The organism is Stenotrophomonas sp. 85239_Sma (assembly GCF_056481725.1).
Genome location: NZ_CM151163.1, coordinates 3,771,445 through 3,796,630 on the forward strand (window position 1 = coordinate 3,771,445; position 25,186 = coordinate 3,796,630).

General features: G+C 66.7%; 20 protein-coding genes and 1 riboswitch. Of the genes, 5 read left to right on the forward strand and 15 right to left on the reverse strand.

Translation table 11 applies throughout. The features are described from left to right. Positions 1-145 precede the first annotated feature (145 nt). Positions 146-2,173 (forward strand): sodium-translocating pyrophosphatase, encoded by a 2,028-nt coding sequence (locus tag ACYKG1_RS17545; RefSeq protein WP_100473830.1) that lies wholly within the window; start codon positions 146-148, stop codon positions 2,171-2,173. Positions 2,174-2,251: 78 nt separating this feature from the next. Here the strand turns inward: ACYKG1_RS17545 and ACYKG1_RS17550 are convergent, their stop codons facing one another. Genes ACYKG1_RS17550 through ACYKG1_RS17570 form a run of 5 tightly spaced genes read right to left on the reverse strand, consistent with a single transcriptional unit; the run spans position 2,252 to position 5,204 of the window. Further along, complete coding sequence (locus tag ACYKG1_RS17550) at positions 2,252-2,971, reverse strand: energy transducer TonB (RefSeq protein ID WP_262227666.1); 720 nt, start codon at positions 2,969-2,971, stop codon at positions 2,252-2,254. After that, entirely contained in the window at positions 2,968-3,393 is a 426-nt protein-coding gene (exbD, locus tag ACYKG1_RS17555; protein ID WP_262227667.1) for a TonB system transport protein ExbD, read from the reverse strand. Before exbD ends, ACYKG1_RS17550 begins: the two co-directional genes overlap by 4 nt. Positions 3,394-3,402: 9 nt before the next feature. Further along, complete coding sequence (gene exbB, locus ACYKG1_RS17560) at positions 3,403-4,131, reverse strand: tonB-system energizer ExbB (RefSeq protein WP_478471015.1); 729 nt, start codon at positions 4,129-4,131, stop codon at positions 3,403-3,405. Continuing rightward, positions 4,118-4,585 carry a YbaN family protein gene (locus ACYKG1_RS17565; protein ID WP_478471016.1) on the reverse strand — a complete coding sequence of 156 codons (468 nt, stop codon included), beginning with the start codon at positions 4,583-4,585 and terminating at the stop codon, positions 4,118-4,120. Before ACYKG1_RS17565 ends, exbB begins: the two co-directional genes overlap by 14 nt. A 31-nt stretch (positions 4,586-4,616) precedes the next feature. After that, positions 4,617-5,204 carry a biliverdin-producing heme oxygenase gene (locus ACYKG1_RS17570; protein WP_100473835.1) on the reverse strand — a complete coding sequence of 196 codons (588 nt, stop codon included), beginning with the start codon at positions 5,202-5,204 and terminating at the stop codon, positions 4,617-4,619. A 108-nt stretch (positions 5,205-5,312) separates the two neighbouring features. Here ACYKG1_RS17570 and ACYKG1_RS17575 point away from each other — a divergent pair, with 108 nt between their 5' ends. After that, a complete protein-coding gene (locus tag ACYKG1_RS17575) occupies positions 5,313-5,570 on the forward strand; it encodes a DUF2789 domain-containing protein (RefSeq protein WP_006390068.1) in 258 nt (85 codons plus the stop codon). 97 nt (positions 5,571-5,667) lie between these two features. Here ACYKG1_RS17575 and ACYKG1_RS17580 read toward each other — a convergent pair whose 3' ends face one another. From ACYKG1_RS17580 to ACYKG1_RS17600, 5 genes are all read right to left on the reverse strand, one after another. Continuing rightward, positions 5,668-8,586 carry a TonB-dependent receptor gene (locus ACYKG1_RS17580; RefSeq protein ID WP_478471017.1) on the reverse strand — a complete coding sequence of 973 codons (2,919 nt, stop codon included), beginning with the start codon at positions 8,584-8,586 and terminating at the stop codon, positions 5,668-5,670. A gap of 324 nt (positions 8,587-8,910) precedes the next feature. Continuing rightward, positions 8,911-9,846, reverse strand: a complete 936-nt coding sequence (locus tag ACYKG1_RS17585; protein WP_478471018.1) for a FecR family protein — start codon at positions 9,844-9,846, stop codon at positions 8,911-8,913. A 104-nt stretch (positions 9,847-9,950) separates the two neighbouring features. Beyond that, positions 9,951-10,451, reverse strand: a complete 501-nt coding sequence (locus ACYKG1_RS17590) for an RNA polymerase sigma factor (RefSeq protein ID WP_100473838.1) — start codon at positions 10,449-10,451, stop codon at positions 9,951-9,953. 84 nt (positions 10,452-10,535) lie between these two features. Further along, the gene (locus ACYKG1_RS17595) at positions 10,536-11,012 is read right to left on the reverse strand and encodes a hypothetical protein (RefSeq protein ID WP_262083722.1); all 477 of its coding nucleotides are present in this window, start codon (positions 11,010-11,012) and stop codon (positions 10,536-10,538) included. Then, positions 11,012-11,503: a hypothetical protein gene (locus tag ACYKG1_RS17600; RefSeq protein ID WP_478471019.1), complete on the reverse strand. Its 492-nt coding sequence runs from the start codon at positions 11,501-11,503 to the stop codon at positions 11,012-11,014. The genes ACYKG1_RS17595 and ACYKG1_RS17600 overlap by 1 nt, the downstream gene beginning before the upstream one ends. Before the next feature lie 184 nt (positions 11,504-11,687). Here ACYKG1_RS17600 and ppa point away from each other — a divergent pair, with 184 nt between their 5' ends. Together ppa and ACYKG1_RS17610 are read left to right on the forward strand one after the other, a co-directional pair. Continuing rightward, positions 11,688-12,224 carry an inorganic diphosphatase gene (gene ppa / locus ACYKG1_RS17605; RefSeq protein WP_057497596.1) on the forward strand — a complete coding sequence of 179 codons (537 nt, stop codon included), beginning with the start codon at positions 11,688-11,690 and terminating at the stop codon, positions 12,222-12,224. Positions 12,225-12,382: 158 nt separating this feature from the next. After that, positions 12,383-13,504, forward strand: a complete 1,122-nt coding sequence (locus ACYKG1_RS17610; protein ID WP_014038392.1) for an HDOD domain-containing protein — start codon at positions 12,383-12,385, stop codon at positions 13,502-13,504. 222 nt (positions 13,505-13,726) lie between these two features. On the opposite strand, the gene ACYKG1_RS17615 is transcribed toward ACYKG1_RS17610, so the two are convergent. The 5 genes from ACYKG1_RS17615 to thiC all read right to left on the reverse strand — a co-directional run bounded on the left by ACYKG1_RS17615 (position 13,727) and on the right by thiC (position 22,831). After that, positions 13,727-16,576 (reverse strand): TonB-dependent receptor, encoded by a 2,850-nt coding sequence (locus ACYKG1_RS17615; protein ID WP_100473841.1) that lies wholly within the window; start codon positions 16,574-16,576, stop codon positions 13,727-13,729. A 49-nt stretch (positions 16,577-16,625) separates the two neighbouring features. Next, positions 16,626-17,525 carry a helix-turn-helix transcriptional regulator gene (locus ACYKG1_RS17620; protein ID WP_478471020.1) on the reverse strand — a complete coding sequence of 300 codons (900 nt, stop codon included), beginning with the start codon at positions 17,523-17,525 and terminating at the stop codon, positions 16,626-16,628. 116 nt (positions 17,526-17,641) lie between these two features. Further along, positions 17,642-19,963: a winged helix-turn-helix domain-containing protein gene (locus tag ACYKG1_RS17625; protein ID WP_478471021.1), complete on the reverse strand. Its 2,322-nt coding sequence runs from the start codon at positions 19,961-19,963 to the stop codon at positions 17,642-17,644. A gap of 259 nt (positions 19,964-20,222) precedes the next feature. Continuing rightward, positions 20,223-20,894, reverse strand: a complete 672-nt coding sequence (locus tag ACYKG1_RS17630) for an ion channel (protein WP_100473843.1) — start codon at positions 20,892-20,894, stop codon at positions 20,223-20,225. A 92-nt stretch (positions 20,895-20,986) separates the two neighbouring features. Next, the gene (gene thiC, locus ACYKG1_RS17635; RefSeq protein WP_262083719.1) at positions 20,987-22,831 is read right to left on the reverse strand and encodes a phosphomethylpyrimidine synthase ThiC; all 1,845 of its coding nucleotides are present in this window, start codon (positions 22,829-22,831) and stop codon (positions 20,987-20,989) included. Positions 22,832-22,913: 82 nt separating this feature from the next. Further along, positions 22,914-23,015: riboswitch (TPP riboswitch) on the reverse strand. A 266-nt stretch (positions 23,016-23,281) separates the two neighbouring features. Between thiC and ACYKG1_RS17640 the strand changes: the two genes are divergently transcribed. Then, positions 23,282-24,859 carry a BCCT family transporter gene (locus ACYKG1_RS17640; protein ID WP_478471022.1) on the forward strand — a complete coding sequence of 526 codons (1,578 nt, stop codon included), beginning with the start codon at positions 23,282-23,284 and terminating at the stop codon, positions 24,857-24,859. The last annotated feature ends 327 nt before the right edge of the window (positions 24,860-25,186 follow it).

Genomic DNA, 25,186 nt, shown 5'->3' on the forward strand with positions numbered 1-25,186 from the left:
CGGGCACCAGGGAATGCTGAACACCGCCATACGTCGGACGACCACCAAGGTCGGTACGGGTTGGTTCCAGGCTGCAGCCCGTCGTCCCCCTCGTGGTGCCGTTCATCGCCACTGGATGCCTACATCCATTCTGCGGAGGGGTCTAATGCTGGAACGTCACGGGCTGTCACTGGCGCTGGGTTGCGCCATTCTCGCGATCCTGTTCGGAATCGTCTCGGCGCGCTGGATCCTGCGCCAACCCACCGGCAATGAACGCATGATCGCGATCGCCACCGCGATCCAGGAAGGTGCGCGTGCCTATCTCAACCGCCAGTACCTGACCATCGGCATCGCCGGCGTGGTGTTGTTCGTGCTGGTCGGCATCTTCCTCAGCTGGTACACCGCGATTGGATTCGCGGTCGGTGCGGTGCTGTCCGGCGCCGCCGGCTATATCGGCATGAACGTCTCGGTGCGCGCCAATGTGCGCACCGCGGAGGCGGCGCGCCACGGCATCAGCGCGGCGATGGATGTCGCCTTCCGCGGCGGCGCGATCACCGGCATGCTGGTAGTCGGGCTGGGCCTGCTGGGCGTGGCCGGCTATTACGCACTGCTGCTGCGCATGGGCCTGCCGATGGAGCAGGCGCTGCACGCCCTGGTCGGGCTGGCGTTCGGCTCCTCGCTGATCTCGATCTTCGCGCGGCTGGGCGGCGGCATCTTCACCAAGGGTGCCGACGTCGGTGCCGATCTGGTCGGCAAGGTCGAAGCCGGCATTCCCGAGGACGACCCGCGCAACCCGGCGGTGATCGCCGACAACGTCGGTGACAACGTGGGCGACTGCGCCGGCATGGCCGCCGACCTGTTCGAGACCTATGCGGTGACCGTGATCGCCACCATGCTGCTGGGCAGCCTGATGCTGGCCGAGGCTGGTGCCAATGCGGTGCTGTATCCGCTGGTGCTGGGCGGCGTATCGATCATCGCATCGATCATCGGTGCGTTGTTCGTCAAGGTGAAGCCAGGCGGCTCGATCATGGGTGCGCTGTACAAGGGCGTGATCGTCTCCGGCGTGCTGGCCGCGATTGCGTTCTACCCGATCACCACCGGGTTGATGAGTGACAACGCACATGGGCCGATGGCGCTGTATGGCTGTGCGTTGATCGGGCTGGTGCTGACCGGCCTGATCGTGTGGATCACCGAGTACTACACCGGCACCCAGTACAGGCCGGTGCAGCACGTGGCCCAGGCTTCAACCACCGGCCACGGCACCAACATCATCGCCGGCCTCGGCATTTCGATGAAGTCCACCGCGCTGCCGGTGGTGGCGGTGTGTGCCGCGATCTGGGGCGCATTCGCGCTGGGGGGCCTGTACGGCATCGCCATCGCCGCCACCGCGATGCTGTCGATGGCCGGCATGATCGTCGCCCTCGATGCCTACGGCCCGATCACCGACAACGCCGGTGGCATCGCCGAAATGGCCGAGCTGCCCTCGGAGATCCGCGACATCACCGATCCGCTGGATGCAGTGGGCAACACCACCAAGGCGGTGACCAAGGGTTACGCGATCGGCTCGGCGGCGCTGGCGGCACTGGTGCTGTTCGCCGACTACACCCACAACCTGCAGGCAGCACATCCCGGGCAGGAATTCCGTTTCGATCTCAGCGACCACACGGTGATCATCGGCCTGCTGATCGGCGGCCTGATCCCGTACCTGTTCGGTGCGATGGCGATGGAAGCGGTCGGCCGCGCTGCCGGTGCGGTGGTGGAAGAAGTGCGCCGCCAGTTCCGCGAGATCCCCGGCATCATGCAGGGCACCGGCAAGCCGCAATACGACAGAGCGGTGGACATGCTGACCCGCTCGGCGATCCGCGAAATGATCGTGCCGTCATTGCTGCCGGTGGCAGTGCCGGTGGTGGTCGGCCTTCTGCTGGGGCCGCGCGCGCTCGGAGGCCTGCTGATCGGCACGATCGTGACCGGCCTGTTCGTGGCCATTTCGATGACCACCGGCGGCGGTGCCTGGGACAACGCCAAGAAGTACATCGAGGATGGGCACTTCGGCGGCAAGGGCAGCGAGGCGCACAAGGCGGCGGTGACCGGCGATACCGTCGGTGACCCGTACAAGGACACCGCCGGTCCGGCGATCAACCCGCTGATCAAGATCATCAATATCGTGGCGCTGCTGCTGGTGCCGTTGCTGTAGATTCGCGCCATGCGTGGATGGCGGGCTTGACGGGGTCAGAGCCCTTTCCTGGGGAAAGGGATCCGACCCCGATGGCGGTCAACGCCCGCGCAGGAAGAACGACACCGGCACCATCACTTCCACCGGGTCGCCGGCCACTTCGGCCGGCGGCGCCGGTACCGGGCTTGCCCGCTGCACGGTGTCCAGCGTCTCCTGGTCGAGCAGCGCAAAGCCACTGCTGCGGCCCAGTTTCAGCCCCGAGACCGCGCCGTCGCGGGCCACGGCAAAGCGCACGTAGACCACGCCCTGCTGGCGCAGCCGCTCGGCCTGGCGAGGATAGCGCCGGTGCTTCTGCAGGTGCCCGAGCAGGCGCCCTTCCCAGCTTGCCTCGGCACGACTGCGTTCGCCGGCCGTGGTCTGCGGTGCGGTGTAGCGTGTAGCCGCGTCAGTCGCCACCTGCGGCGGTGCGCTGGTCTGCGCGACATTGGCCTCGGCGGTGTCCGGCGAGGGCGTCGGCTCCGGTGTACGCGGCGGTGGCAGCTCGCCCTGCGGCTGCACCGGCGCCTTGGGCTGTTCACGCACGGCCGGCGTCGGCGCCTGCCGCTGCTGTTGCTGCTGCAAGGGCCCGGTGGCGACCTCGCGCGGCGGTACCGGCGGTGCCTGCGCCATCGGCGCCAGTTCCAGCATCAGCGCCGCGGGCGGCGCCGTTGCAGCCAGCGCTGGCGCACGGGCCGCCCACCAGCAGGCCGCGCCGATCAACAGCGCATGCACCAGCAGCACGATCGCCAGGCTGGTCGCCCAGCGCCGCAGTCCACTCATCGCGCGCCCTGCTCCAGGCCGACCAGCGCCACCTTCAGGTAGCCGGCCGCTCGCAGCGCATCCAGCGTGGCCATCAGTTCGCCATAGGGCACGCGGGTATCGGCACGCAGGAAGATGCGCTGCGTGGTGTCACTGTGAGTGGCCGCCTGCAATGCAGCCGCCAGCCCGTCGCGCGCCACGGCCTGTTCACCAACGCGCAGCGACAGATCGGCCTGCACGGTCACATACACCGGTGCCTGTTCCGGCGGCGTGGCGCTGGCACTGCTGGCCGGCAGCTTTACCGGTACCGACACGGTGGCCAGCGGTGCGGCCACCATGAAGATGATCAGCAGCACCAGCATCACGTCGATGAAGGGGGTGACGTTGATCTCGTGCGCTTCTTCGGGTGCATCGTCACGGTCGGACGCGGTCCTGATCGCCATCGTCGAGCCTCACTGCACCGCGCGCAACGCCGTCGTTGCGGTGCGTGGTGCCGTGCGATCGAGATCGCGCGAGACCAGCTGCTGCACGGCCGCCGACAGATCGCCGAGCAGCCCACGCAGGCCAGCCAGCACGCGGCTGAAATGGTTGTAGACCAGTACTGCGGGAATCGCCGCAACCAGGCCCAGCGCGGTCGCCAGCAGGGCCTCGGCGATGCCGGGCGCGACCACCGCCAGGTTGGTGGTGTTGCTGTGGGCGATGCCGATGAAACTGTTCATGATGCCCCACACCGTGCCGAACAGGCCGACGAACGGCGCCACCGCGCCGATGCTGGCCAGCACGCCGATGCCGCGCCGCTGTACGCGCGCGGTTTCCAGTTCGATGCGGTCCAGGCGCGAGGCAACGCGTTCCTTGGTGCCATCGCGGCTGTCCAGCTCCTGCGACAGGCGCAGCTCGGTTCGCGCCGCGTCCAGCATGGCGAGTGCGGTGCCCTGCTGCAGGCTGGCCTCCGCGCTCCCGCCGGGCAGGCTCGGCGCCTGCAGCAACAGCGCACGCGCTGCACGCAGCTGCCGGCCCTGGCGAGCCAGCTCCCAGCCCTTGGCCAGCAGCACGGTCCAGGTGGCCAGCGACGCCACTGCCAGTGCGATCATCACCGTCTTCACCACCACGTCGGCGGCCAGGTACATGCCCCACGGGGTCAATGCGGGGGCGGCCACAGGGGCCAGGTCAGCAGGCAGCATCGTCTCGGTTTCCATCAGCATCAGAGGGCGCGGCGCGGCGGCGGGCCGCGCGCGGATCATTGGCATCGTCGACTTCCACGACCGGGTTGGGCTCCAGCCGCGGCGCCGGGCGGCTGAGCACGTAGCCGGCGCTGACCGCGAAGAACAGGCCCACGCCCAACAGCAGGCGCCACGACGGGTGCGCGCCCCAGCAGAACAGCGCGAAGCCCACCGCCATGCCGGCGCTGGCGAACGCCTTGCCCTTGCGCGACACCGCGCCCTGCTCGCGCCACAGCCGCAACGACGGGCCGTAGCGCGGATGCGCCAGCAGGCGCTGCTCGAACTTCGGCGAACTGCGCGCGAAGCAGCCCACGGCCAGGATCAGGAAGATGGTGGTCGGCATCACCGGCAGCAGCGCGCCGATCACCCCGAGGCCGACCATCAGCCAGCCCAGCGCGAACCAGAGCCAGCGCATCAGCGTTGCGCCTGCGGGCGGGCGCCGTGCATCAAGCAAATTCCACTTCGACGTGGCCGTGCACGCTGCGGAACGCGGCGTCGGCCGCGTCGATCACCTGCTGCTCCTGCCCGGCACTCAGCGGTACCGCGTCCAGCGCGGCGGTGAACTCACGCCAGTGGCGCGCCGCGCCATCGGGGTGCGCGGCCAGGTGGCGGGCGCCGAAATCACGATCCAGGCCGAGCTTGGCAGCCATCTTGTACAGAATGGTGCCGCCCAGGTTGGAGCCTTCAGCCACATACAGCCATCCCAACGCGGCGGGCAGCGCCAGATCGGACGGCAACGGTGCGATGTCGGCCCCCGGCAGGGTCTGCTCGAGATCCTGCAGGTCGCGCGCGACCTGAGTCAGGCGGCGGCGCTCGCCCAGGTCCGGCAGCAGTGCGTCCAGCGCAGGATTGGCATACAGCGCATCGATGCTGCGGTGGAAGCGGTACTGCACGCGCAGGAAACGGGCGAAGTTGCTGCGGTCGGCGAAGATGTCGCCGGCCATGATGCGCTTGTCCAGCGCACCATGGCTGTCGCGGGTGGCGGCCTTGAGCCGCAGGCTGCGGCTGTCTTCAGGGGCGATGTGTGCGTTCATGGGGGATGCCGAGGGGGGTTCGTCCTGCTGTAGACGTTCGCCACGGGGCTTTCCCCAAGGCCATGTGCACCGATAATGGCGCATCCCTTCTTCCCGCAGGAACCGACGATGATCACCACCGAACCGCGCATGACCAACCTGTTCCTGCAGCTGGGCCTGGATGCCAGCGCTGAGGGCATCGCCCGCTTCATCCGCGAACACCAGCTGGCCACCGACGTGGAAGTGGTCGAAGCACCGTACTGGAACGATGCCCAGCGCCAGTTCCTGTCCGAATCACTGCAGGCCGATGCGGCATGGACCACGGTGGTGGATGAGCTGAACGAGTCGCTGCACGAAGATGCGGTGAAGGCGGCGACCGGGCTGTAACTGCCTGGAGGAAGGCGCCGGGCATGGTCCGGCGCTACCGTTGTCTCCCGCAGGGGTCAGAGCCCTTTCCCCAGGGAACGGGATCGGACCCCGACGATCAGTACTTCCAGGTCAACGCCAGCCGCGCGGTACGGCCCGGGGCCGGCATCACGCCCAGGGCAAGCGGGTCCAGGTAGTAACGGTCGGTCAGGTTGTCCACGCCCGCTTCCACCGACAGCTGGTCGTTGAAGCTCCAGCTGGCGAACAGGTCGACCAGGGTGGTCGGCCGGTACAGCTGCTGGATCGCCGACAGGCCCACGTTCCAGTCCTTGTCCAGCTTGCTGATCGGACCGGCGTTGTGGACCACGCGGGTGCCGAAGGTCAGGCGCTCGTCGAACAGGCGCGAGCCCAGGGTCAGGTTGACCATGTAGCGTGGCGGGTTCTGCGTGTTGGTGTACGAGCCCTCGAAGCCGCCGTCCACGCAGTTGGGCGTGTTGGCCAGCTCGTCATTCCTGCGCTGCGCACCGTACGCGCGTCGCTCGGCGGCGATGTCCGGCGCGCAGGTCTTGGCCTTGAAGTAATAGTGCGCGGACAGATCGGCAAACACTTTGCCGCTGTCATAGCTGGACTGGAACTCCATGCCCGAGACCTTGAACTGGTCGACGTTGCGGATCAGTCCGGCCGACAACGTGCGGTAGTCACGGGTGATCAAGTCGTCGATGCGGGTATCGAAGTACGCCAGCTTCAGCGCCAGGCGATCGCCGGCGGTGAACAGGTCATAGCGGATGGTGCTGGCACCGATCTCCCAGCTGCGCGCACGCTCCGGCTTCAGTTCGCCGACCGGTTTGGCGGCGGTGAACAGGCCCAGCGTGGTCTCGAACAGGCTCGGCAGCTTGGTGCCTTCGGCGTACTTCACGTAGATCATGGTGTCTTCGTTGAAGCGGTAGGCCACGCTGGCGGTTGGCGAGAACGCGCTGTCGCGGCGCCGGATCGGCTGCGACCAGCTCCAGCTGACCGGCACCTCCAGGTCCTGCGCCTTGCCGGCGTCGTAGAAGTTCCAACCACCGATGTCGCCCACCGTGCCCTTCTTGTACGGTGAAGCCAGCAGCGATTCCTGGGTGAAGTTGCCGTTGGCATCCGGGTACCAGTTCAACAGCGCGATGCGCTTGGCGCGCCACGAGGGCAGTGCCGGGTTGCCGTTGAGCAGTTCGGTGTAGCGGTACTGGCCCTGCACCTCGTAGGCGTCCGGCGTGGCCAGGCGGTTGCGGTCATGCACATCCACGCGGTTCCAGCGGCCACCGGCCAGCAGCTCCCAGTGCTCGTCGGGCTGCCACTTCAGCGAGGCCACGGCACTGTATTCCTTGCGCTCGGCGTTGCGCAGGAAGCGGTTGTTGACCAGATCGTCGTGCATGATCGGTGCCGAGCTGCCCGGGGCGATGTCTTCGTCGCTGTAGGACAGGCCGTAGTCGAGGGTGAACGCGCCGGCACGAGTGTCGAACGTCGAGGTGTTGCTGGCGTCCAGGCCGAAGCGTTTCTGTCGCAGCGGATTGCGGTAGGCATCCTTGTAGCCGGGGTCGCCGCTGAAGCTGGGCGCGTCATACCACTCGGTGCGGCGATCGAAGTACCACGGCGTGATGCCGGTCAGGCTGTTGTACATCACGCTGTCGGTGTCGGTGTAGGCGGCATTGACGCGCAGGTCGACCAGCTCGCTGTCCGGGTTGAAGCGGTAGCGCAGGCTGTAGCTGTCCATGTCGACATGGCCCGGATCCCATTGCGGAATGCGGTCACGATCCACGCGGATGATCTGCGAGGCCATGATCTCGCCAGCGGTGCCTTCATAACGGCGGTAGCCGGCCTCCAGGGTCTGCGCGTCGTCGATGCGCCAGGTGCCCTTGAGCAGTGCCGATTTCGAGCGCGACGAGGTATTGAACACCTCGGTACGCGGCGGATTCAGCGGCGCCAGCGTGCGCCGGGTCTGCGGGAAATCGTCGTAGCCATGCTTGCCGGAGAAGTGGTTGCCGTTGTCGCGGTAGGCGTAGGCAGCGACCAGATCGAAGCGGTCCCAGTGCCCCGCGGCGGCGACGTTGAAGAACTGGCTGCCTGTAGCACTGCGATCAGTACGCGGCGCGGCACTGTAGGACGGCAGGTTGTTGGCGCTGCCGTTGGCCAGGCCACCGCGCACGCGCACGCCGAAGTCGCGGCCCTCGCGCAGCACGTCACCGATCTTCAGAGTTTCCATTTCGACCACGCCACCGATGCCGCCGGAGGCGTTCGCCTGCAGGCTCGGGCCCTTGGTGATGGTCAGGCTGGAGATCAGATCCGGGTCGAGGTAAGTACGCTGTGACTGGCCAGCGTAGCCTCGGTAGGTGTCCATGCTGGACTGGCCACCGTCGATGATCACCGGCACGCGGCCCTGGCCCTGGATGCCACGGATGTTGACGTCGAAGCCGTTGCCCACGCGCGGATCACCAGCGGTGACACCGGCCACGCCCTTGACGATGTCGCCGTTGGAGGTACCGCGGAAACGCTCCAGGTGCGTGCGGTTGAGCGTGGTGGTTGAGCCCACGCTGCGGTAGCTGTCAAGCAGGCGCGCTTCATCACTGGTCGCACCGCTGTCGACGCGGTCGCCGGCCACGCTCAGCGTGTCGGTGACGATCACACCGCTGTCGGCCTGCACCGGCGTTGCCGCCTCCAGCGAGACTGCATCGGCGCTGACCCGGCGCACCGCCAGGCCACTACCCTGCAGCAGATGCTGCAACGCCTCGTTGGCCGACAGGCTGCCGCTGACCGCGCGCGAGGTTACGCCACGCGCCAGTGACGCGGGGTACACCACCTGTACGCCGGACTGGCGCATGTAGCTGCGCAGCGCGTCATCCAGCGGTTGCGCCGGGATGTCGAAGCGCTGCACGGCAGCGTGGTCGCCGCTGGCGCTCTGCGCCAGCACGGGCGGCGCGGCACTGGCCAGACCGGCCGCGAGCAACGCGATGCACAGGCGGGACGGGCGCAGCACGCGGCCCGGACGATGGGAGTCGAACATGGGGGAACCTGTCAGGTAATCGGTGCCGCGGACGCGGCGTCATCCGCAACACGGGCGGACACGGCGACGTACGTGGCGGCGGCGGGTACGTTCGCGGAGTAAGACGGATGAAAGCGTGGCAACCCCAAGGGCAATTGCGGTCGCGGCAGGTGCCGGCCGTTGGTCGGCCGGTTGCAGTGGTGGGTGCCCACCGTTGGTCGGCCGGTTGCAGTGGTGGGTGCCGACCGTTGGTCGGCCGGTTGCAGTGGTGGGTGCCGACCGTTGGTCGGCCGGTTGCAGTGGTGGGTGCCGACCGTTGGTCGGCACAGGGGGAATGGCGTCGATCTACCGATGGACGATGGCCACGCCGAGCGGCAGCCGGGTCACCTGCAATCCGGCCGTCGCAGCCAGCGCATCCAGTGCCTGTTCCGGGCGGTCGATGCGCAATGCTGCACTGACCGCCGGCAGCTGCGACAGATCACCACGCACGAAGGTCGGGCCAGCGCGATAGCGGCCCACCCTCTGTACCGCATCGGCGACGCGGGCCTGTTCCAGCAGCAGCTCGCCCTGGCGCCAGGCGCCGACGCTGTCGGCCGCCAGGTCCGCCAGTCGCGTTACACCGCTGTGCTCACCATAGGCCGCGCGCTGGCCCTGTTGCAGGTAGGTCCAGCCACCGTCAACCGGGTTGGCCACACGTACCCTGCCCTGCCCGACCTGGGCTTCCACCCGGCCATCGCCCCGCGCAACGGTGAACGCGGTCGAGATGTCCTCTACCACGCCATTGCCGGCGCGCACGCTGAAGCGCCGCTGTGCGTCCGCAGTGACCTCGAACCAGGCACGACCTCGCAGCAACTCGACCTCGCGCGCGTTCGCATCGAAGCGCACGGCAATCGCGCTGTCCGCATCCAGCACGGCGCGACTACCATCGGGCAGTCGCACGCTCTGCACGAAATGCGTACTGCGATGGTCGGCCTGCAGGCGCAACCAGGCCTCGGGCCACGCCACCAGCACCGCCAGTGCCGCCGCGGCGGCCATCGCCCAGCGCAGCCGCCGCGGCCGACGGCGCTCGACCGGCGTGGCTTGCGGGCGCGGCCCCACACTGCGCCACAGCGCGCGCTCCTGCTCGAAGGCCCGACGGTGCCCCGGCTGTGCCAGCCAGCACTCGAACTCGCGCATGCGCCCCTCGCCGATGTCCCCCGAGGCCAGCCACGCGATCCAGCCCCGGGCCTGTTCGGCCAGGGCGTCGTCATTGGCGGCGGGCAGTGTGTTTGGCGGGCTCATCGGCTGGCGGGCAGGCGCATTCAAGCGCGGGCGGGGGAACTAGACCGCATCCACGGTCCAGTGATCAAGACGTTTGCGCGAAGGCCAGCCCCAAGCTGGCGCGATCATCGACCGCTGCGCGCCCAGGCCAGGCGTTGCAGCGCGGCGCGTACGTGATTCTCCACCGTGGTCACCGATACCCCAAGGCGACGCGCGATCTCGGCCTGGGTCAGGCCCTGCAGTCGATTGAGACGGAAGATGGTGCGGGTCGGCTCCGGCAGATGGCCGGCCGCGTCGAGTACCCGCTGCAGCTCGTCCTGCGCCATCGCCTGTTCCTCGGTCGAAATCGCCTCATCCGGCCCCCACAGGTAGTGATCGGCCAGCAGGCGGTTGCGTCGGGTCGACTCGCGGCCGTGGTCGGTGGCCAGGTTGGCGGCCAGCCGGTACAGGTAGGCGCGCGGATTGTCGATCGCCTGGCTGTCATCGACCCCACGGGCCTTGAACCACACCGCCTGGATCACGTCCTCGGCGCCGTTGTCGCCCCCCAGGATGCGTTGCACCCGGCGCAGCAGCGCTGGCCGCTCGCGGATCAGCAGTTCGGTGAGGGAGACGGCATTGGAGGACATGCGCGGAGCCGGGACGACAGACGGGAGGCGCCGCGCATGCTACTCCGTTAATGCGAATCAGTCACGTTCGCATCATCCGCAGGGTCATAGGCAGTCGGTCAACCCGTCATAGACATGGGTCCGGGTGCCAGGCAGCGTCGCATGCAGGGCGTCGTACCCGGTTGCTGCATCCCACACAGCCAGCAGCTCGGCCAGACGGGTTCCCGGTGCAATCGGGAGCACGCAGGCATAGCTCCCATGGTCGACGTTGATCTGCCCGGTCTGTTGCACCTGGGTATAGCTTCCAGCGAAGGTCCAGATGCAGCTACCCACCACGCCGGTGGTTCGATGCACCGAACAGCGCAGGCGCATGGACCGGAGGTTGTAGTACTGCCCTTCGCAGAAGGTGTCGCCGCAGATATCGTCGAAGCCGCGCACCAAAAGGCGCTCAGCGGCAAGGAAGCGCTCGCGGCCGGCCGCCGGATCGGGATGGTCACGGGCATCCACATAGGGCGGCGCTGCCTGGGCGCCCGCTGCCATCAGCAGCCCACAGGCCAGCCATCGGGCGGGGAAGATGCGCATCAGCCCACCCTCCCAGTCTTCCGGATGCAGTCAGGCAGTGCGTCGAACAGGCCATCGTCGAGGCCGGGCAGAGCGGCCGTCAGACCATCGGGCGCTTCCAGCGAAGCATGGAAGGCTTCTACGGGCACACCCGGCTGCAGCTCCACCGGACAGGCCCAACGACCATTGTCGACCTGCACTTCACCCGTGTCGGCCTGCACGACCAGCTCGCTGGCCGCCACCACCCACACGCATCGCTGCACCGTCCCGCGCTGCGCCAGCACCGCGCAGCGGAACTCCATCACCCGGTAGTTGCTGTACTCCCCCTCGCACCAGGTATCGCCGCAGAGCCTGTCGAATTCACGCACGAGGGCGGCCTCCAACCCATAGGCGCGTTCCCAGTTGGCCTCGGGCGCGGGGTAATCGATCAGGTCCACGTGCAGGCCGCGGGCGAGGACAGGCAGGGATACCAGCAACAGCACGGCCCCGATGCATCGGGCATACCAGGACATGGCAGGACTCCTTGGGAATGGGCATCCAGCCTGCGCCAGCACGCCCCCCGGCCCCATCAGCCCAGGCCGTAGTGCCCCGTCAGGCCTTGCCGCGCGGGCGGGTCGGCGCCCTCCCCCTGCACAGCGCCCGGCAAAGGCATAAAATGGTGAGCTGTCCGTCTATATCCCCCACCTGGAGCACACCATGGGTCTGGAACTCGTCTCGCCCGGCAAGAACCCGCCGGAAGAAATCAACGTCATCATCGAGATCCCGAAGGACTCGGAGCCGGTGAAGTACGAAGTGGACAAGGAAACCGGCGCGATCTTCGTCGACCGCATCCTGTCCACCCCGATGCGCTACCCGTGCAACTACGGCTACGTGCCGAGCACCCTGTGTGGCGATGGCGATCCGGCCGACGTGCTGGTGGTTCTGCCGCTGCCGCTGGTGCCGGGCTCGGTCGTGCGCTGCCGTCCGGTCGGCGTGCTGAAGATGAGCGATGAGGCAGGCAGCGACGAGAAGATCCTGGCCGTGCCGGTCTCGAAGATCTTCAGCGGCTATGCGCACGTCGAAGACATCGCCCAGGTCTCGAGCCACTGGCTGGAGCGCATCGGCCACTTCTTCGAGCACTACAAGGACCTGGAGAAGGGCAAGTGGGTCAAGCTGGACGGTTGGGGCGGCGCCGCTGAGGCCAAGCAGATCCTGGTCGAGGCGCACCAGCGCCATCTCGACAGCAAGGCCTGAGCCTGAGCCTGAACCGGATCGCTCCGGCGGTACCCTGCCGGAGCGATGCGGGTCACGTTTCATGACGACGGCACATCACTCTTGCTGCCGTATTAGGTAAATTGCGTCACTTCACACGTCATCGACATCCATCGTCGAGACAGCCAGGGGAATGTGTCGTGCGTATTCTGCTTGTTGGGGATGCAGCCAGCCTGCCGGCCGAGCTGACCGAATTCATTGCCGATCTTGGGGAAGACTGGCAGCCGTTGACCGCCACCGATGGCCAGGCCGCGATGACCGCGGTGGCCACGCAGGGCGTGGACGCGGTGATCGTCTGCCCGCAGTTGCCCGATCTCAATGCCACCACGCTGCTGGGCCAGATCCGGACCTTGCGCCCGGAGACCATCCGCATCGCGCTGGTCGATGCGCAGCATGGCAACCGGCCACCGCCGGCGCGCCTGATCGGTGTTGCCCACCGCTTCCTGCCGCTGCCGCTGGCGCCGGAAGTGCTGCTGGAGGCGCTGACCAGCCTGGAAGAACTGCGCGAAGTGCTGGACAGCCCGCGCCTGCGCGATGCCATCGGCCGTATCGAGAAGCTGCCCTCGCCGCCGCACCTGTACCTGAGCCTGACCCAGGCCCTGGAGCATGACGACGATGCCGACAGCGCCGATGTAGCCAAGCTGGTCGCCGCCGATCCGGCGATCGCGGCCAAGGTGCTGCAACTGTCGAACTCCGCGTTCTTCAGCCAGGGCCGCACCATTGCCGACCTGCGCACCGCAGTGACCCGGCTGGGCCTGGCGACGCTGCGCGACCTGGTGCTGGCCAGCGAAGTGTTCTCCGCACCGACGCTGTCGGCCGCCGAGCGCAACTCGCTGCAGCAGCGTGCGCTGCTCGCTTCGCGGCTGGCGGCACGCCTGCTGCCCGAATCCAGTGCCGAACTGGGGGCGACCGCCGCGCTGCTGGCCGACATCGGCCTGCTGCTGCCGGGCGTGCGCAACGAGCGCAGCGAGCCTTCGCTGGCCGGTGACACCCGCCCCGGCCATGCCGAGGCCGGCGCCTACCTGCTGGGCCTGTGGGGCCTGCCGATGCCGATCATCGAAGCGGTGGCATTCCACCTGCAGCCGCAGCGTGCCAACACCCGCAGCTTCTGGGTGACCGGCGCGGTGCACGTGGCCCTGGCGCTGGTCAATGGCGATCCGGTGGACGAGGACTACCTGCAGCGCGCAGGCGTGCTGAACAAGCTGCCGCAATGGCGCGAACACGCCAACGCGCTGATGGGGCTGGTGCCCAGCGACGCCTGAGCGCGTTGCACGATTGCCGAAGGGCAGAGGGCGCACCCGCAAGGTGCGCCCTTTCTGCATCTGCGGGTCCCGCAGGCCGTCCTGCACGCAACGACGGCACTGCGACCGGCGGATGACCGGCGGCTTGCCGCTGGCCAGGCACTGCTGGCGGACTCTTCGCAGAAAAAAAGAGGGCGGACCTTGCGGTCCGCCCTCCTCCTGTTGCTACCGCACTTCGATGGATCAGAAGCGCTGGGTGTACTTCATGTACAGGAAGCGACCCACGTCGAAGCCGCCGTAGTAGGCGAACGCCGAGTTCGGAGCCGAGTACTGCAGCGAACCCTTGTGGTCGAACACATTGTTCGCGCCCAGGGCGACGGTTGCATCCCACGGCGCCTTCCAGCTGACCTGCAGGTCGTGGAAGGTGTTGGAGCCAGTGTGACGCAGCGGATCGCTCTCGCCGTTGGCCATGTGGTTCGGGGCATCGCACCAGCCGTCGTCCAGCGAGATGCAGCTTTCCTTCATGCCGGAGTAGTAGCGCGCGGTGTAGTTCACACCGAAGTCGCCGTACTGCCAGTTGACGCCCAGGTTCGAACGGACGCGGAACAGGCCCGGCTCGCTGACGCGGCCGATCATGATGTTGTTGCCGGCGCTGTCCTGGCCCTGCTCGTCGTACTTGGAGGTGTAGCTGGTGGTCCAGTCGATGCTGAACTGACCGATGGCCAGTTCCGGCAGGCGGTACTTGACGCCCAGGTCGTAACCTTCGGTCTTCATCTTGCCGAGGTTGGCGGTACCGTAGGTGATCGCACTGACGTGGCCGTCAGCCGCACGGGTCACGCTCGAGCAGCGATCGGCATTGCCCAGCACGTAGCAGTCACGCAGGATGCGGTCAACGCTGTCAGCGATGATCATGTCGCTGATTTCGTACTTGTACCAATCCAGCGACAGGTCCAGGCCCTGCACCCAACGCGGGCTCCACACCAGACCGAAGGTGGTGCTCTTGGAGGTTTCCGGCTTCAGGTTCGGGTTGGCACCAGAGATGAACTGGTCACCCGACTGGCACGGCAGAGTCGAGCATTCCTTGCCACCCTGGCCCAGCTGCACGTAGTTGGCCGGCACGCCTGCGCCGGAGCACGCGGCATTGCCGGCAACGCTGCCCGGAGCCTTCACGCCGCACGGATCGATGTACGACTCGAAGCTCGAGCTCAGGCCACCGTACAGATCGCTGATGGTCGGAGCGCGGAAGCCCTCGGCGTAGGTGCCGCGGACCAGCAGCTCGTCGAGCGGACGCCAGGTCAGGCCGAACTTGCTGTTGGTGGTGCCACCGAAGTTGCTGTAGTCCGAGTAACGGCTGGCAACGTTCAGGGTCAGTTCCTTGGCGAAGGCCATGTCGGCCAGCAGCGGCACGTTCAGTTCGAGGTAGACCTCGTTCAGATCGTATTCGCCGCGGGTCGGCTTCTGGCCCAGGCCGGTGGACTGGCCCGACTGCGCGAAGGCGTCCGGCACGTAGCTGCCTTCTTCCTTGCGGTGCTCGACACCCAGGGCGAAGCCCAGGTCACCGGCCGGCAGGGTCACGATGGAACCGGACAGGTTGGCGGTGAAGCTGGTGGTCTTGGTGACACCACGGGTGGTGAAGACCGGGAACAGGAAGTCCTGCAGCTCCTGGTTCGCCAGCGAGCCCTGGCCATCAACGCCGTACGGCAGCAGCGGGTTCCACGGGCGGCAGTCGCCCAGGATCGGGTTGGCGGCGGTACCGCAGCGGGCAACGCCACCGGCATCGATGAACGACGGGCCCAGCGCCTGGCGTGCACCGATCAGGCTCATGTCACCACGGTTGCTCTTGATCGACTCGTTGCGGTTCCACAGCGCGCCGACATCCCAGTCGAAGGTCTTGCCGCCCAGCTCGAAGAAGCCGGTCAGGGTCGGAGCGAAGCGCAGGGTCTTCAGCTGGCTGTCAGTGGTACGCGGCACTTCCCACAGGCGACGGCGGAAGCTGACGTCCTGGCCCACCGGGTTGAAGGCGCTGGCGGCCGACAACGGGGTGTTGATCGACTTCGAAGCGGACTGGTACGGGTAGCCGGCGATCTGCTGGAACGTCTGGCGCTCGTTGTAGAGCACGTCGGTGTTCAGGCTGATCGAATCGGTGAAGTCGTAGGTGCCGTTGATGTAGACCGACTTGCGCTTCACACCGGTGAGCAGGGTCATCTGCTCGTTCGAGTTGGCGAACTCGTCTTCGGTGATCGCGTGGTAGTCGTTCGGGTTCTTCGGATTGCCACCCGGGTTCAGGGTCTGCCACACGGCGCTCGACTTGCTGCAGTCATACAGCGCCGGGTTACACCAGCTGCCGTTCTGGCTGATCGGGCTCCAGTCAGCCGAGGTCGAGTTCGGACCCAGCGAGCCGTCACGGCTGTACCAGCGGTCCTTGGCCCACACCGGGTCCTGCTTGGAGTACTCGGCCGACAGGGTCAGGCTGCCGCGCTCGCCGCGGGCACCGAGGGTCATCGAGTAGGTTTCGGTGTCGCCGTCGCCCTTGCCGTACTGGCCGACGTAGACGTTGGCTTCGCCGCCGTCGAAGTTCTTGCGGGTGATCACGTTGACCACGCCGGCGATGGCGTCGGAACCGTAGATCGACGAAGCGCCGTCCTTCAGGATCTCGATGCGCTCAACGGCCGACATCGGGATCTGGCTCAGGTCCTGCAGGCCCGAGGTGGAAGCGCCCAGGCGCTTGCCGTTCATCAGCACCAGGGTGCGCTCGGCGCCCAGGTTGCGGATGTCGACGTAGTAACCGCCCACGTTCTCGCCCGAAGCCAGCGACTCCGAACGCGAGATGGCCGGGGAGCCGGCCGAGGTCAGGTTGTTCAGCACGTCGGCGACGCTCGAGAAGCCCTGCTTTTCCAGGGATTCGCGGGTCATCGTCAGGATCGGCTGCTGGGTCTCCACCGAGGCGCCGCGGATGCGCGAGCCGGTGACCGAAATGCGGTCCAGGTCGGTGGTGCCCTTTGCTTCCTGAGCCGAAGCAAAGGCCGGCGCCAGCGCCAGCGCAATGCCGGCCGGCAGCAAGCCGAACCGCACTGCGGGATTACGAACGTTCATCTATCTCTCCAAGGTACGTGTTAGCAGCGTGTTAAAACACCCCAGCACGTTACGATTGCGTTGCAGCGCTGTATTTGCGCGAACCAACCGGAGACTTTGCGGATTGTGGCGGGAGCAAGCCGCCGTTCTCCCTGAAGCGCGATGCGGACTGGCCGTAGCGGGCACGGAACGCACGCGCGAAGCTGCAGCAGTTGTCGAAACCACTGGCGGCGGCGACCTCGCCCACCATCATGTCGGTGTCGCGCAGCAGGTCGGCGGCGCGCTCGAGGCGCAATCGTGCCGAAAGCGACTGCGGGCTTTCCTCGTACAGGCTCTGGAAGGTCTTGGAGAGGTACCAGCTGGAGAAGTTGGTCAGCTCGGCCAGTTCGCCGATGCGCACCACCCGGTGGCTGTTGCCTTCCAGGTACAGGCGCGCGCGCTGCATGCGGCCGAACACCTGGCGCTTGCGGCTGCGCGAGCGGCCCGGGCAGCGCTGCACGTTGTCGGCCAGGCCACGCTGCAGGCCAGCCAGGTGCAGCAGCAGCGGGCGCAGGGCCTGGGCCGGCTGGCCGCTGGCCAGCGCATCGCGCCACAGGCGCAGTGCCACGCGGGCGTCACTGCGGTTCATGCGGCCACGACCGGCATACAGGCCGCAGTCGGCCATCTCGGTCAGCACGCGAAGTGCTTCGACGTTGAGGTTCAGGCCGACGCACAGCCCGTTGCGACCGGCCTGCACCAACGGCCGCGATTCCTTTTCGAAGGCGATCCACTCGCCCTGGCGCAGGCGGAAGCGTCCTTCCTTGGCTTCGACCCACGAACTGCCACGCACCTGCATCCAGACGGTGAAGCTGGAGCCGGCGGTCTGCAGGCTGCCCAGCCGGGCCACGCCCAGGCAGGTCGGCGCGACTTCATCGAGCGACCGGTCCAGGGAGACGGTTTGGCCGCGATCGGCCAGCGAGAGTTGACGCATGGGGGGCACCACGGATTTGCCTAGTACAGGGCTCCGTTTTGCCTAATCAGGCGGCACCGCGTCAGGAAAGTCAGACGAGATCGCCACGAATTCGCGACGAGATCCTGACGAAGAAATCACGAAGGTCCATTTCCCTTGAACAACAACAACTTGGAGAACGCCGGGAACAGTGCGGGCGGGCGTTCGGGCAACCGCATCACGCCGATGTCGGCGCCATCGCTGACCGCCATCGCCACGAAAAGGTCACGTCCGTCAGTGCTGGCGCTGAGCCCGTTGCCCGCGCTGAGCCGCTCGGCGTCCAGGCAGCGTTCGGGCTCCTCGCGGCCGGGCTGGATGCGCACGAGCGTGGTGCCACAGGTCGTCGAGGTTCCAAGGTAGCCGATGCCACTGTTGCCGGCCACGGTCCAGGCCCGGTATCGCCAGCGGCTGGGCCGGTCATCGCTGATCTGCTGCACGCTGCCCGACGACAACGCCGCATCGACCGACCACAGGCCACCGGCGGCAAGGCGGGTGAACAACACGCGGCCACTGCTGCGGTCGAAGCGCGCCTGCGACACCCCGTCAATGCTGGCCAACCGGCGCCACGGCTGGGTACTGCGGTCGAACAGGCTCAACCGGGTGCGCTGGTCGGCATCGCGTTCGACCACAAACAGCTGCTCCGGCGACGCGCCATACAGCGCCTGCAGCGGCTGTTCGGCCGGTACCGGCAAGGGTTGCAGGCGTTCATCGCGTGGCGCGATCTCGTAAACCACCGTGCGCCCGTGCGCATCGCGGCCAACCACGAGCAACTGGCGGCTGTCGGCCGACCAGTCTGGTGCCTGCCGCGCTTCCGGCCGCAGCCCTTCGATGGGGCGAAGCGAATCCGGTCGCTGCATGTCGGCCCACCATAGGGCGAAGCTGCCGGAGCGATCCGAGGTGAAGACCAGCTGGCGGCCATCGGGCGCTGCCATCGGCTGTCCATCGCGGCCACTGGATGCAAACAGGCGCTCAGGCGCGCCACTGCCCTGCATCGGCACCTTGAACACGCCGAACTGCGCGCGCCGGTGGACGAAGGCCAGCATGCCACCGCGTCGCGACACGGCCGGCCACTGCGCATCATCCAGGCCGGCATCGCGCAGCGTGTGCCGCTCGACGTCCAGGTAGTAGAGCCGCGCCTCACTGTCGACGCGGCGGCCGAACACAATGGTGCGGCCGTCGTCCAGCCAGGCCCAGCCGCGCAGTTCTGCCGCCTCGTTGGTCAACTGCTCGGGCGTACCGCCCGTGGCCGGCACCCGCCACAGATCGCCCAGCTGCGGGTTGCGCACGAACACCAGCCATTGCCCGTCCGGCGAATAACGCGGCGCGTAATCGAAGTCATCCTGGTCGACGCTGTAGGCCAGCGCGCGCCATTCGCCGCTGGCCAGGTCAAGCACGCGGATGCCACGGTGGGCATAGCGCCCGACCATGCTGCCGAACACCAGGCCACGACCATCGGGCGTCCAGTCAAAGCTGAGCAGCTCGGTGCCATCGCAGCGCGTGGCCTGGCGCAGTGCGCCACCGGTAGCGCTGGCGATCAGCACCTGGCAACCACCGTCGGCGGAAAACCGTGCGAAGGCGATCTCGCGACCGTCCGGCGACCAGTTCGGGAATCGATCGACGGCACCGGCCGGCGGCACCAGCAACTGGCGCGCCGGCGCATTGCCCGAGGTCTGCACCTTGATCGCACCGCCACCGTTGCCATCTTCGTTGGCGCCCTCATATGCCACCAGCGAACCGTCTGGCGACAGCGTGGGATAGGTTTCAAAGCCACTGGTCGCGGTGATCAACCGATAGGGGCGTTGCGGACTGCCGATCACCCGCGTGCCGTTCTCCACGGCAGCCTCCACCGGTGAACTGCTGGCCGGAGCGCGGCGCAGCAGCAGCGTTGTCATGACCAGCAGCGTGGCCAGCATCAACACGCCCAGCGCCAGCAGCACGCGGCGGCGGACATGGCGCCAGCGGCGGCGCGATTCCTGCGCACGCAGGGACGGCACAGCAGCAGCCGGTACCGGCTGCACATCCACGCCTTCGTCGTCAGACCCCGCCGAGGCCGATAGCTCCGCATCGTCCAGCACCTGTACCGGCACCAGAAGCCGATAGCCCGTCTTGGCGATGGTCTCGATATAGGCCTGGCCGTTGTCGTCGTCGTTGCTGAACGCCTTGCGCAGCTGGGTGACGGCCTGGGTCAGCACATCGTTGGTCGGCAGCGTGTCCGGCCACACCTCGGCGAACAACTCGTCGCGGGTGACAACGCGGCCCGGCTGCCGCAGCAGCACGCGCAGCACGCCCAGCGCCTTCGGCGTCAGCCGGCGCGGGCGGCGTGCACCAACGACCTCGACTTCGCGCGAGGACAAAGTGACGGTGCACTCTCCTATCCGTATCCGATCGGATACGGGGGGCTGGATTTCGCTGCTGTTCATTTTCTGCTACACAGTTGAGACAGGTCCCGGGCAGTGTTTGCCTTCGATACCGCCCCGTCCTGGGAACAGCGAAAAGCCAGACTCCGCACAAAGCATCGGCGCATACCGCAAAAACAATCGAGCGCGCGAATACTAGCCTATGCAGGTTACCTCGCCTATCGCGTGGTCGACATCAGGCTCTCTCTCGCCGACGCATTCACATAATTTGCGACACCATTCGCGCCCTCTTGGGCGCGAAATTTTTATCTGGCGTTCATTTTCACATGCGCCGCAGCATGGTCAATCCGACCAGTCGCGAAACCACCAAAGCCACGTACATCACGCCGGAAAACTGCTCCAGCATGACCAGTGCGCGTGCCTGTGGATGCAGTGGCACCACGTCACTCAAGCCGACTCCAGACAACAAGCTGAAGCTGAGATAAAGCAGTTCCATCCAACTGCGCTGCCCGCCCCCGCCGGTGCCCTGGAAACTGCCCGGATACCACTGCTGGCACACGGCGAATGCGAATGCGAATGCCCACGCCAGCAGGGTGAAGGTCGCGCCTGCGGCGAACAGTTCGTCCCGGGTGACCTTGTGGTCCTGGAGCATGTAGGCGATCAGGGCGCCAGCCGTATAGAAGTACAGCAGGCTCTCCAGCAACTGCGCGGTGGTCAGCAGTGCCGTGCGGTCGAGCAGAGCTCCGGCCAGCGAGAACACCACCGAGGGGATGGCCAGCAGCAGCGCCAGCCACGTACCCAGCGGACTGCGCTGGACCACCCACAGCGCCAGGCCGAGTACCGCCATGCCGAACATGCCCAGTGCCGCGCGGCCCGCGGCGGTGTCATCCAGCGCGGGATACAGCATCACCGCCAGCAACTGCGCGCCCAGCAACCAGGCCGAAGGATGGCGGCGGGCAATGGCCAGCCAACGCGTGGTCATGGCAACGGGCATGGCGTCCTTCCCTTGGGCGATGGACGGAGCATAGCGGGGTACAGCGTGATGAGCGGTAGTGCCGGCCAACGGCCGGCACCCCCGTTTCCGCATCAACCCTGGCGGTAGACCTCGGCGCCAGCAGCGCGGAACTCTTCCGACTTCTCCTTCATGCCGGCCTCGGCGTAGTCACGCACGTCCTGGGTGATCTTCATCGAACAGAAATGCGGGCCGCACATCGAGCAGAAGTGCGCCAGCTTGTGCGCATCCTTCGGCAGCGTCTCGTCATGGAACTCCTTGGCCTTCTCCGGATCCAGGCCAAGGTGGAACTGGTCTTCCCAGCGGAATTCGAAGCGCGCTTTGCTCAGTGCGTTGTCGCGCACCTGCGCGCCGGGATGGCCCTTGGCAAGGTCGGCCGCATGCGCGGCGATGCGATAGGCCATGATGCCGTCGCGCACGTCCTGGCGATTGGGCAGGCCCAGGTGCTCCTTCGGCGTCACGTAGCAGAGCATGGCCGTGCCGAACCAGCCGATCATCGCCGCACCGATCGCACTGGTGATGTGGTCGTAGCCCGGTGCGATATCGGTGGTCAGCGGGCCCAGCGTGTAGAACGGCGCTTCACCGCACTCGCGCAGCTGCTTGTCCATGTTCTCCTTGATCAGCTGCATCGGCACATGGCCAGGGCCTTCGATCATGGTCTGCACATCATGCTTCCAGGCGATCTTCGTCAGCTCACCCAGCGTTTCCAGCTCACCGAACTGCGCCGCGTCGTTGGCATCGGCGATGCAGCCCGGACGCAGGCCATCGCCCAGCGAGAAGGTCACGTCGTAGGCCTTCATGATTTCGCAGATCTCTTCGAAGTGTGTGTAGAGGAAGTTCTCCTCATGGTGCGCCAGGCACCACTTGGCCATGATCGAGCCGCCCCGGCTGACGATGCCGGTCACGCGCTTGGCAGTGAGCGGCACATAGCGCAGCAGCACGCCGGCATGGATGGTGAAGTAGTCCACGCCCTGCTCGGCCTGCTCGATCAGCGTGTCGCGGAAGATCTCCCAGGTGAGCGCTTCGGCACGGCCATCAACCTTCTCCAGCGCCTGGTAGATCGGCACGGTACCGATCGCCACCGGCGAGTTGCGGATGATCCACTCGCGGGTCTCATGGATGTGCTTGCCGGTGGACAGGTCCATCACCGTGTCGCCGCCCCAGCGGATCGCCCACACCAGTTTTTCCACTTCCTCGGCAATGCCCGAGGACACGGCGCTGTTGCCGATGTTGGCGTTGATCTTGGTCAGGAAGTTGCGGCCGATGATCATCGGCTCGCTTTCCGGATGGTTGATGTTGTTGGGCAGCACCGCGCGGCCGCGCGCGATTTCATCGCGCACGAATTCTGGCGTGATGATCTTCTGGATCGAAGCCCCGAACGCCTCGCCCGGGTGCTGCTGCAGCAGGCCGGCATCGCGGATCGCTTCCAGCCGCTGGTTCTCACGGATGGCGACGAATTCCATTTCCGGCGTGATGATGCCGCGGCGCGCGTAGTGCATCTGGGTGACGTTCGCACCTGCCCGTGCACGGCGCGGCAGGCTGCGCGCAGGGAACCGCACGGCATCGAGCTTGGGATCCTGCTCGCGGCCGCGGCCGAACGACGAACTCAGGCCGTCGAGCTGCTCGGTATCGCCGCGTTCCTCCACCCAACCGCGACGCAGCGCCGGCAGGCCCGCGGAAAGATCAATACGCACGTCCGGATCGGTGTAGGGGCCAGACGTGTCATAGACCGTGACCGGTGCATTCTCTTCGCCTCCGAACAGCGTCGGCGTGCGGGTCAGCGCGATCTCGCGCATCGGCACCTGCAGATCCGGACGCGAACCGGGCACGTGGATCTTGCGCGAGCCGGGAATGGGCCGGGTCACGGATTCGGAGAGTTGCTGGGCCTGTTGCTGCAGGGCGGAGAGCTGTGCGTTCATCGGGCATCGTCCAGAAAGGTCAGGGACGAAGCGGCGGCGCACTGCGCCCGCGCACGGACGGTCCTTGGGCGGAGTCCGGGCACGACTGCACTGCAAAGCTTCCCTACGCCGGTATGAGCCGGATCAGGTTCCAAGGGACTGTCTCAACCGTGGCCGCTTGGCCGCGGTACCCCCGCTTCTTGGTGTGCATTAGAGCATAGACCGCCCGCCTCCGGAGTTAGCCCCGAGGGTCAGATCCGCTTTCCTGCGGAAAGCGGATCTGACCCCAATCGCTATTCGTTAACAGAACCATGACGTCGCGTTCAGTAACGTGCACGCGCATCGTGTCGCTGCGACCGGTGTTTCCTTCGCCGTCTTCGCGGCCCCTGCCCGGCTCGTGCTGCATGCCGCCGGCCCTTCGCTGCAAGCTCTGCTCGCTCCCCTCAATCCCTTGATCGGAGAAGCTCCTTCATGGTGTTTCGCGTTTCCATCGCACTGGTCCTGCTGCTGGTGCTGCTTGCCGGTGTTGCACCGGCCTCCTTCAATGCCGTGGTGCAGAGCATCCTCGGTGAACTCATCCGCGGCATCGGCTGGCTTTACCTGCTGGTCGTGTTCCTGACGCTGGTGTTCCTGATGTACCTGGCGTTCGGCCGCTTCGGCAACCTGCGCATCGGTGGCGAAGACGCCGAGCCCGAATTCTCGCGGGCCAGCTGGATGTCGATGCTGTTCGCCGCCGGCATGGGTATCGGCCTGGTGTTCTGGGGCGCGGCCGAGCCCATTTCGCACTTCAGCAAGCCGCCCGAGGGCCTGGCGCCGGAAAGCATGGATGCTGCGCGCGCATCGATGCGCTATGCATTCTTCCACTGGGGCCTGCACCCGTGGGCCATCTATGCACTGATCGGCCTGGCAATGGCCTGGTTCCGGTTCAACCGCAACGGCCGCGGCCAGATCAGCGACATGCTGCAGCCCATCATCGGCCGCCACCATCGCGGCTGGATCGGGCACATCGTCAACATCTCCGCGGTCGTTGCCACTGCAGTGGGCGTGGCCACCGCACTGGGCTTTGGAACGGTGCAGATCGCGGCCGGCGTGGAGCGCGTGTTCGGCGTGCAGGCGGGCGTGCCCCTGCAGCTGACGATCATTGCGGTGGCCTTCGTTCTATACATGGCGTCCACGCTCAGCGGCGTCGGCCGCGGCATGAAATGGCTCTCCAACTTCAACCTGGCACTGGCAGCGTTGTTGCTGGCCCTGGTGCTGGTGCTGGGCCCTACCGGCGCGATCTTCAACACCTTCACCACCACGCTGGGCTCCTACCTCAACCAGCTGGTGACGATGAGCCTGCGCATGTCGCCGTTCTCATCCAGCACCTGGGTGGCCGACTGGACGATCTTCTACTGGGCCTGGTGGATTTCGTGGGCGCCCTTCGTCGGTTCCTTCATTGCTCGCATCTCGCGCGGGCGCAGCGTACGGGAGTTCGTTGTCTGCGTCGTCATGGCGCCGACGTTGCTTGGCTTCTTCTGGTTCTCGGTCTTCGGCGGCAGTGCCATCTGGATGCAGATTTTCGGTCAGGCAGACCTGCTACAGGCATTGGGCAATGGCTATGAAACGGTCCTGTTTACGATGTTCGACAGCATGCCGCTGCCTGTGCTGCTGTCGTGCACTGCGCTGTTGTTGCTCATGATCTTCTTCGTGACATCCGCGGATTCGGCGGTGCTGGTGCTGGCCACCATGTCCACCGACGACGCAGGCGAGCCTTCGCAGAGGCACAAGATTGCGTGGGGCGTGGGAATCGCCCTGATCGCCGGCTCTCTGCTGCTGGCCGGCGGCCTCGAGGCGCTACAGGGCATGATCACGATTGCGGCGCTGCCGTTCGCGCTGCTGATGGTGCTGGTGATGGTGTCGCTGCACCGCGTGCTGGACCAGGAGTACACACGCGAGCGGCGGCAGGCGCAGCGCCAGCGGCACATGATCGATGCCTGGATCGCGCGCGAGATGGCGGCGCAGGAGGAGACCCAGGCGGAGGCCGCGCGCGCGCACGATCAGGATTGAGAGGGTTTTGCAGCCTGCGGCTGCACTGCTTTTCTCAAGCAACAGCAACAGCAACTTCAATGGCGGCTCTGGGTTGCTGTTGGTTGGGCGGGTCGGTGTGGGCTGGCAGGACACGCCGTAAACCCGTCCCTGGGGGCTCGATGGCGCCATCCATGGCGCCAACGGTCCTGCCAGCCCACACCGACCCACCCCCGACAGTTTCCGTGTAACGGTGGGTTTTCCACGCCATGCGTGGATGAGGTGTATCGGAAAACAGGAAGGGGTCGGATCCGTTTTCCTTTGGAAAACGGATCCGACCCCAACCCAAAGCGCGCGGCTGTTGCTGTT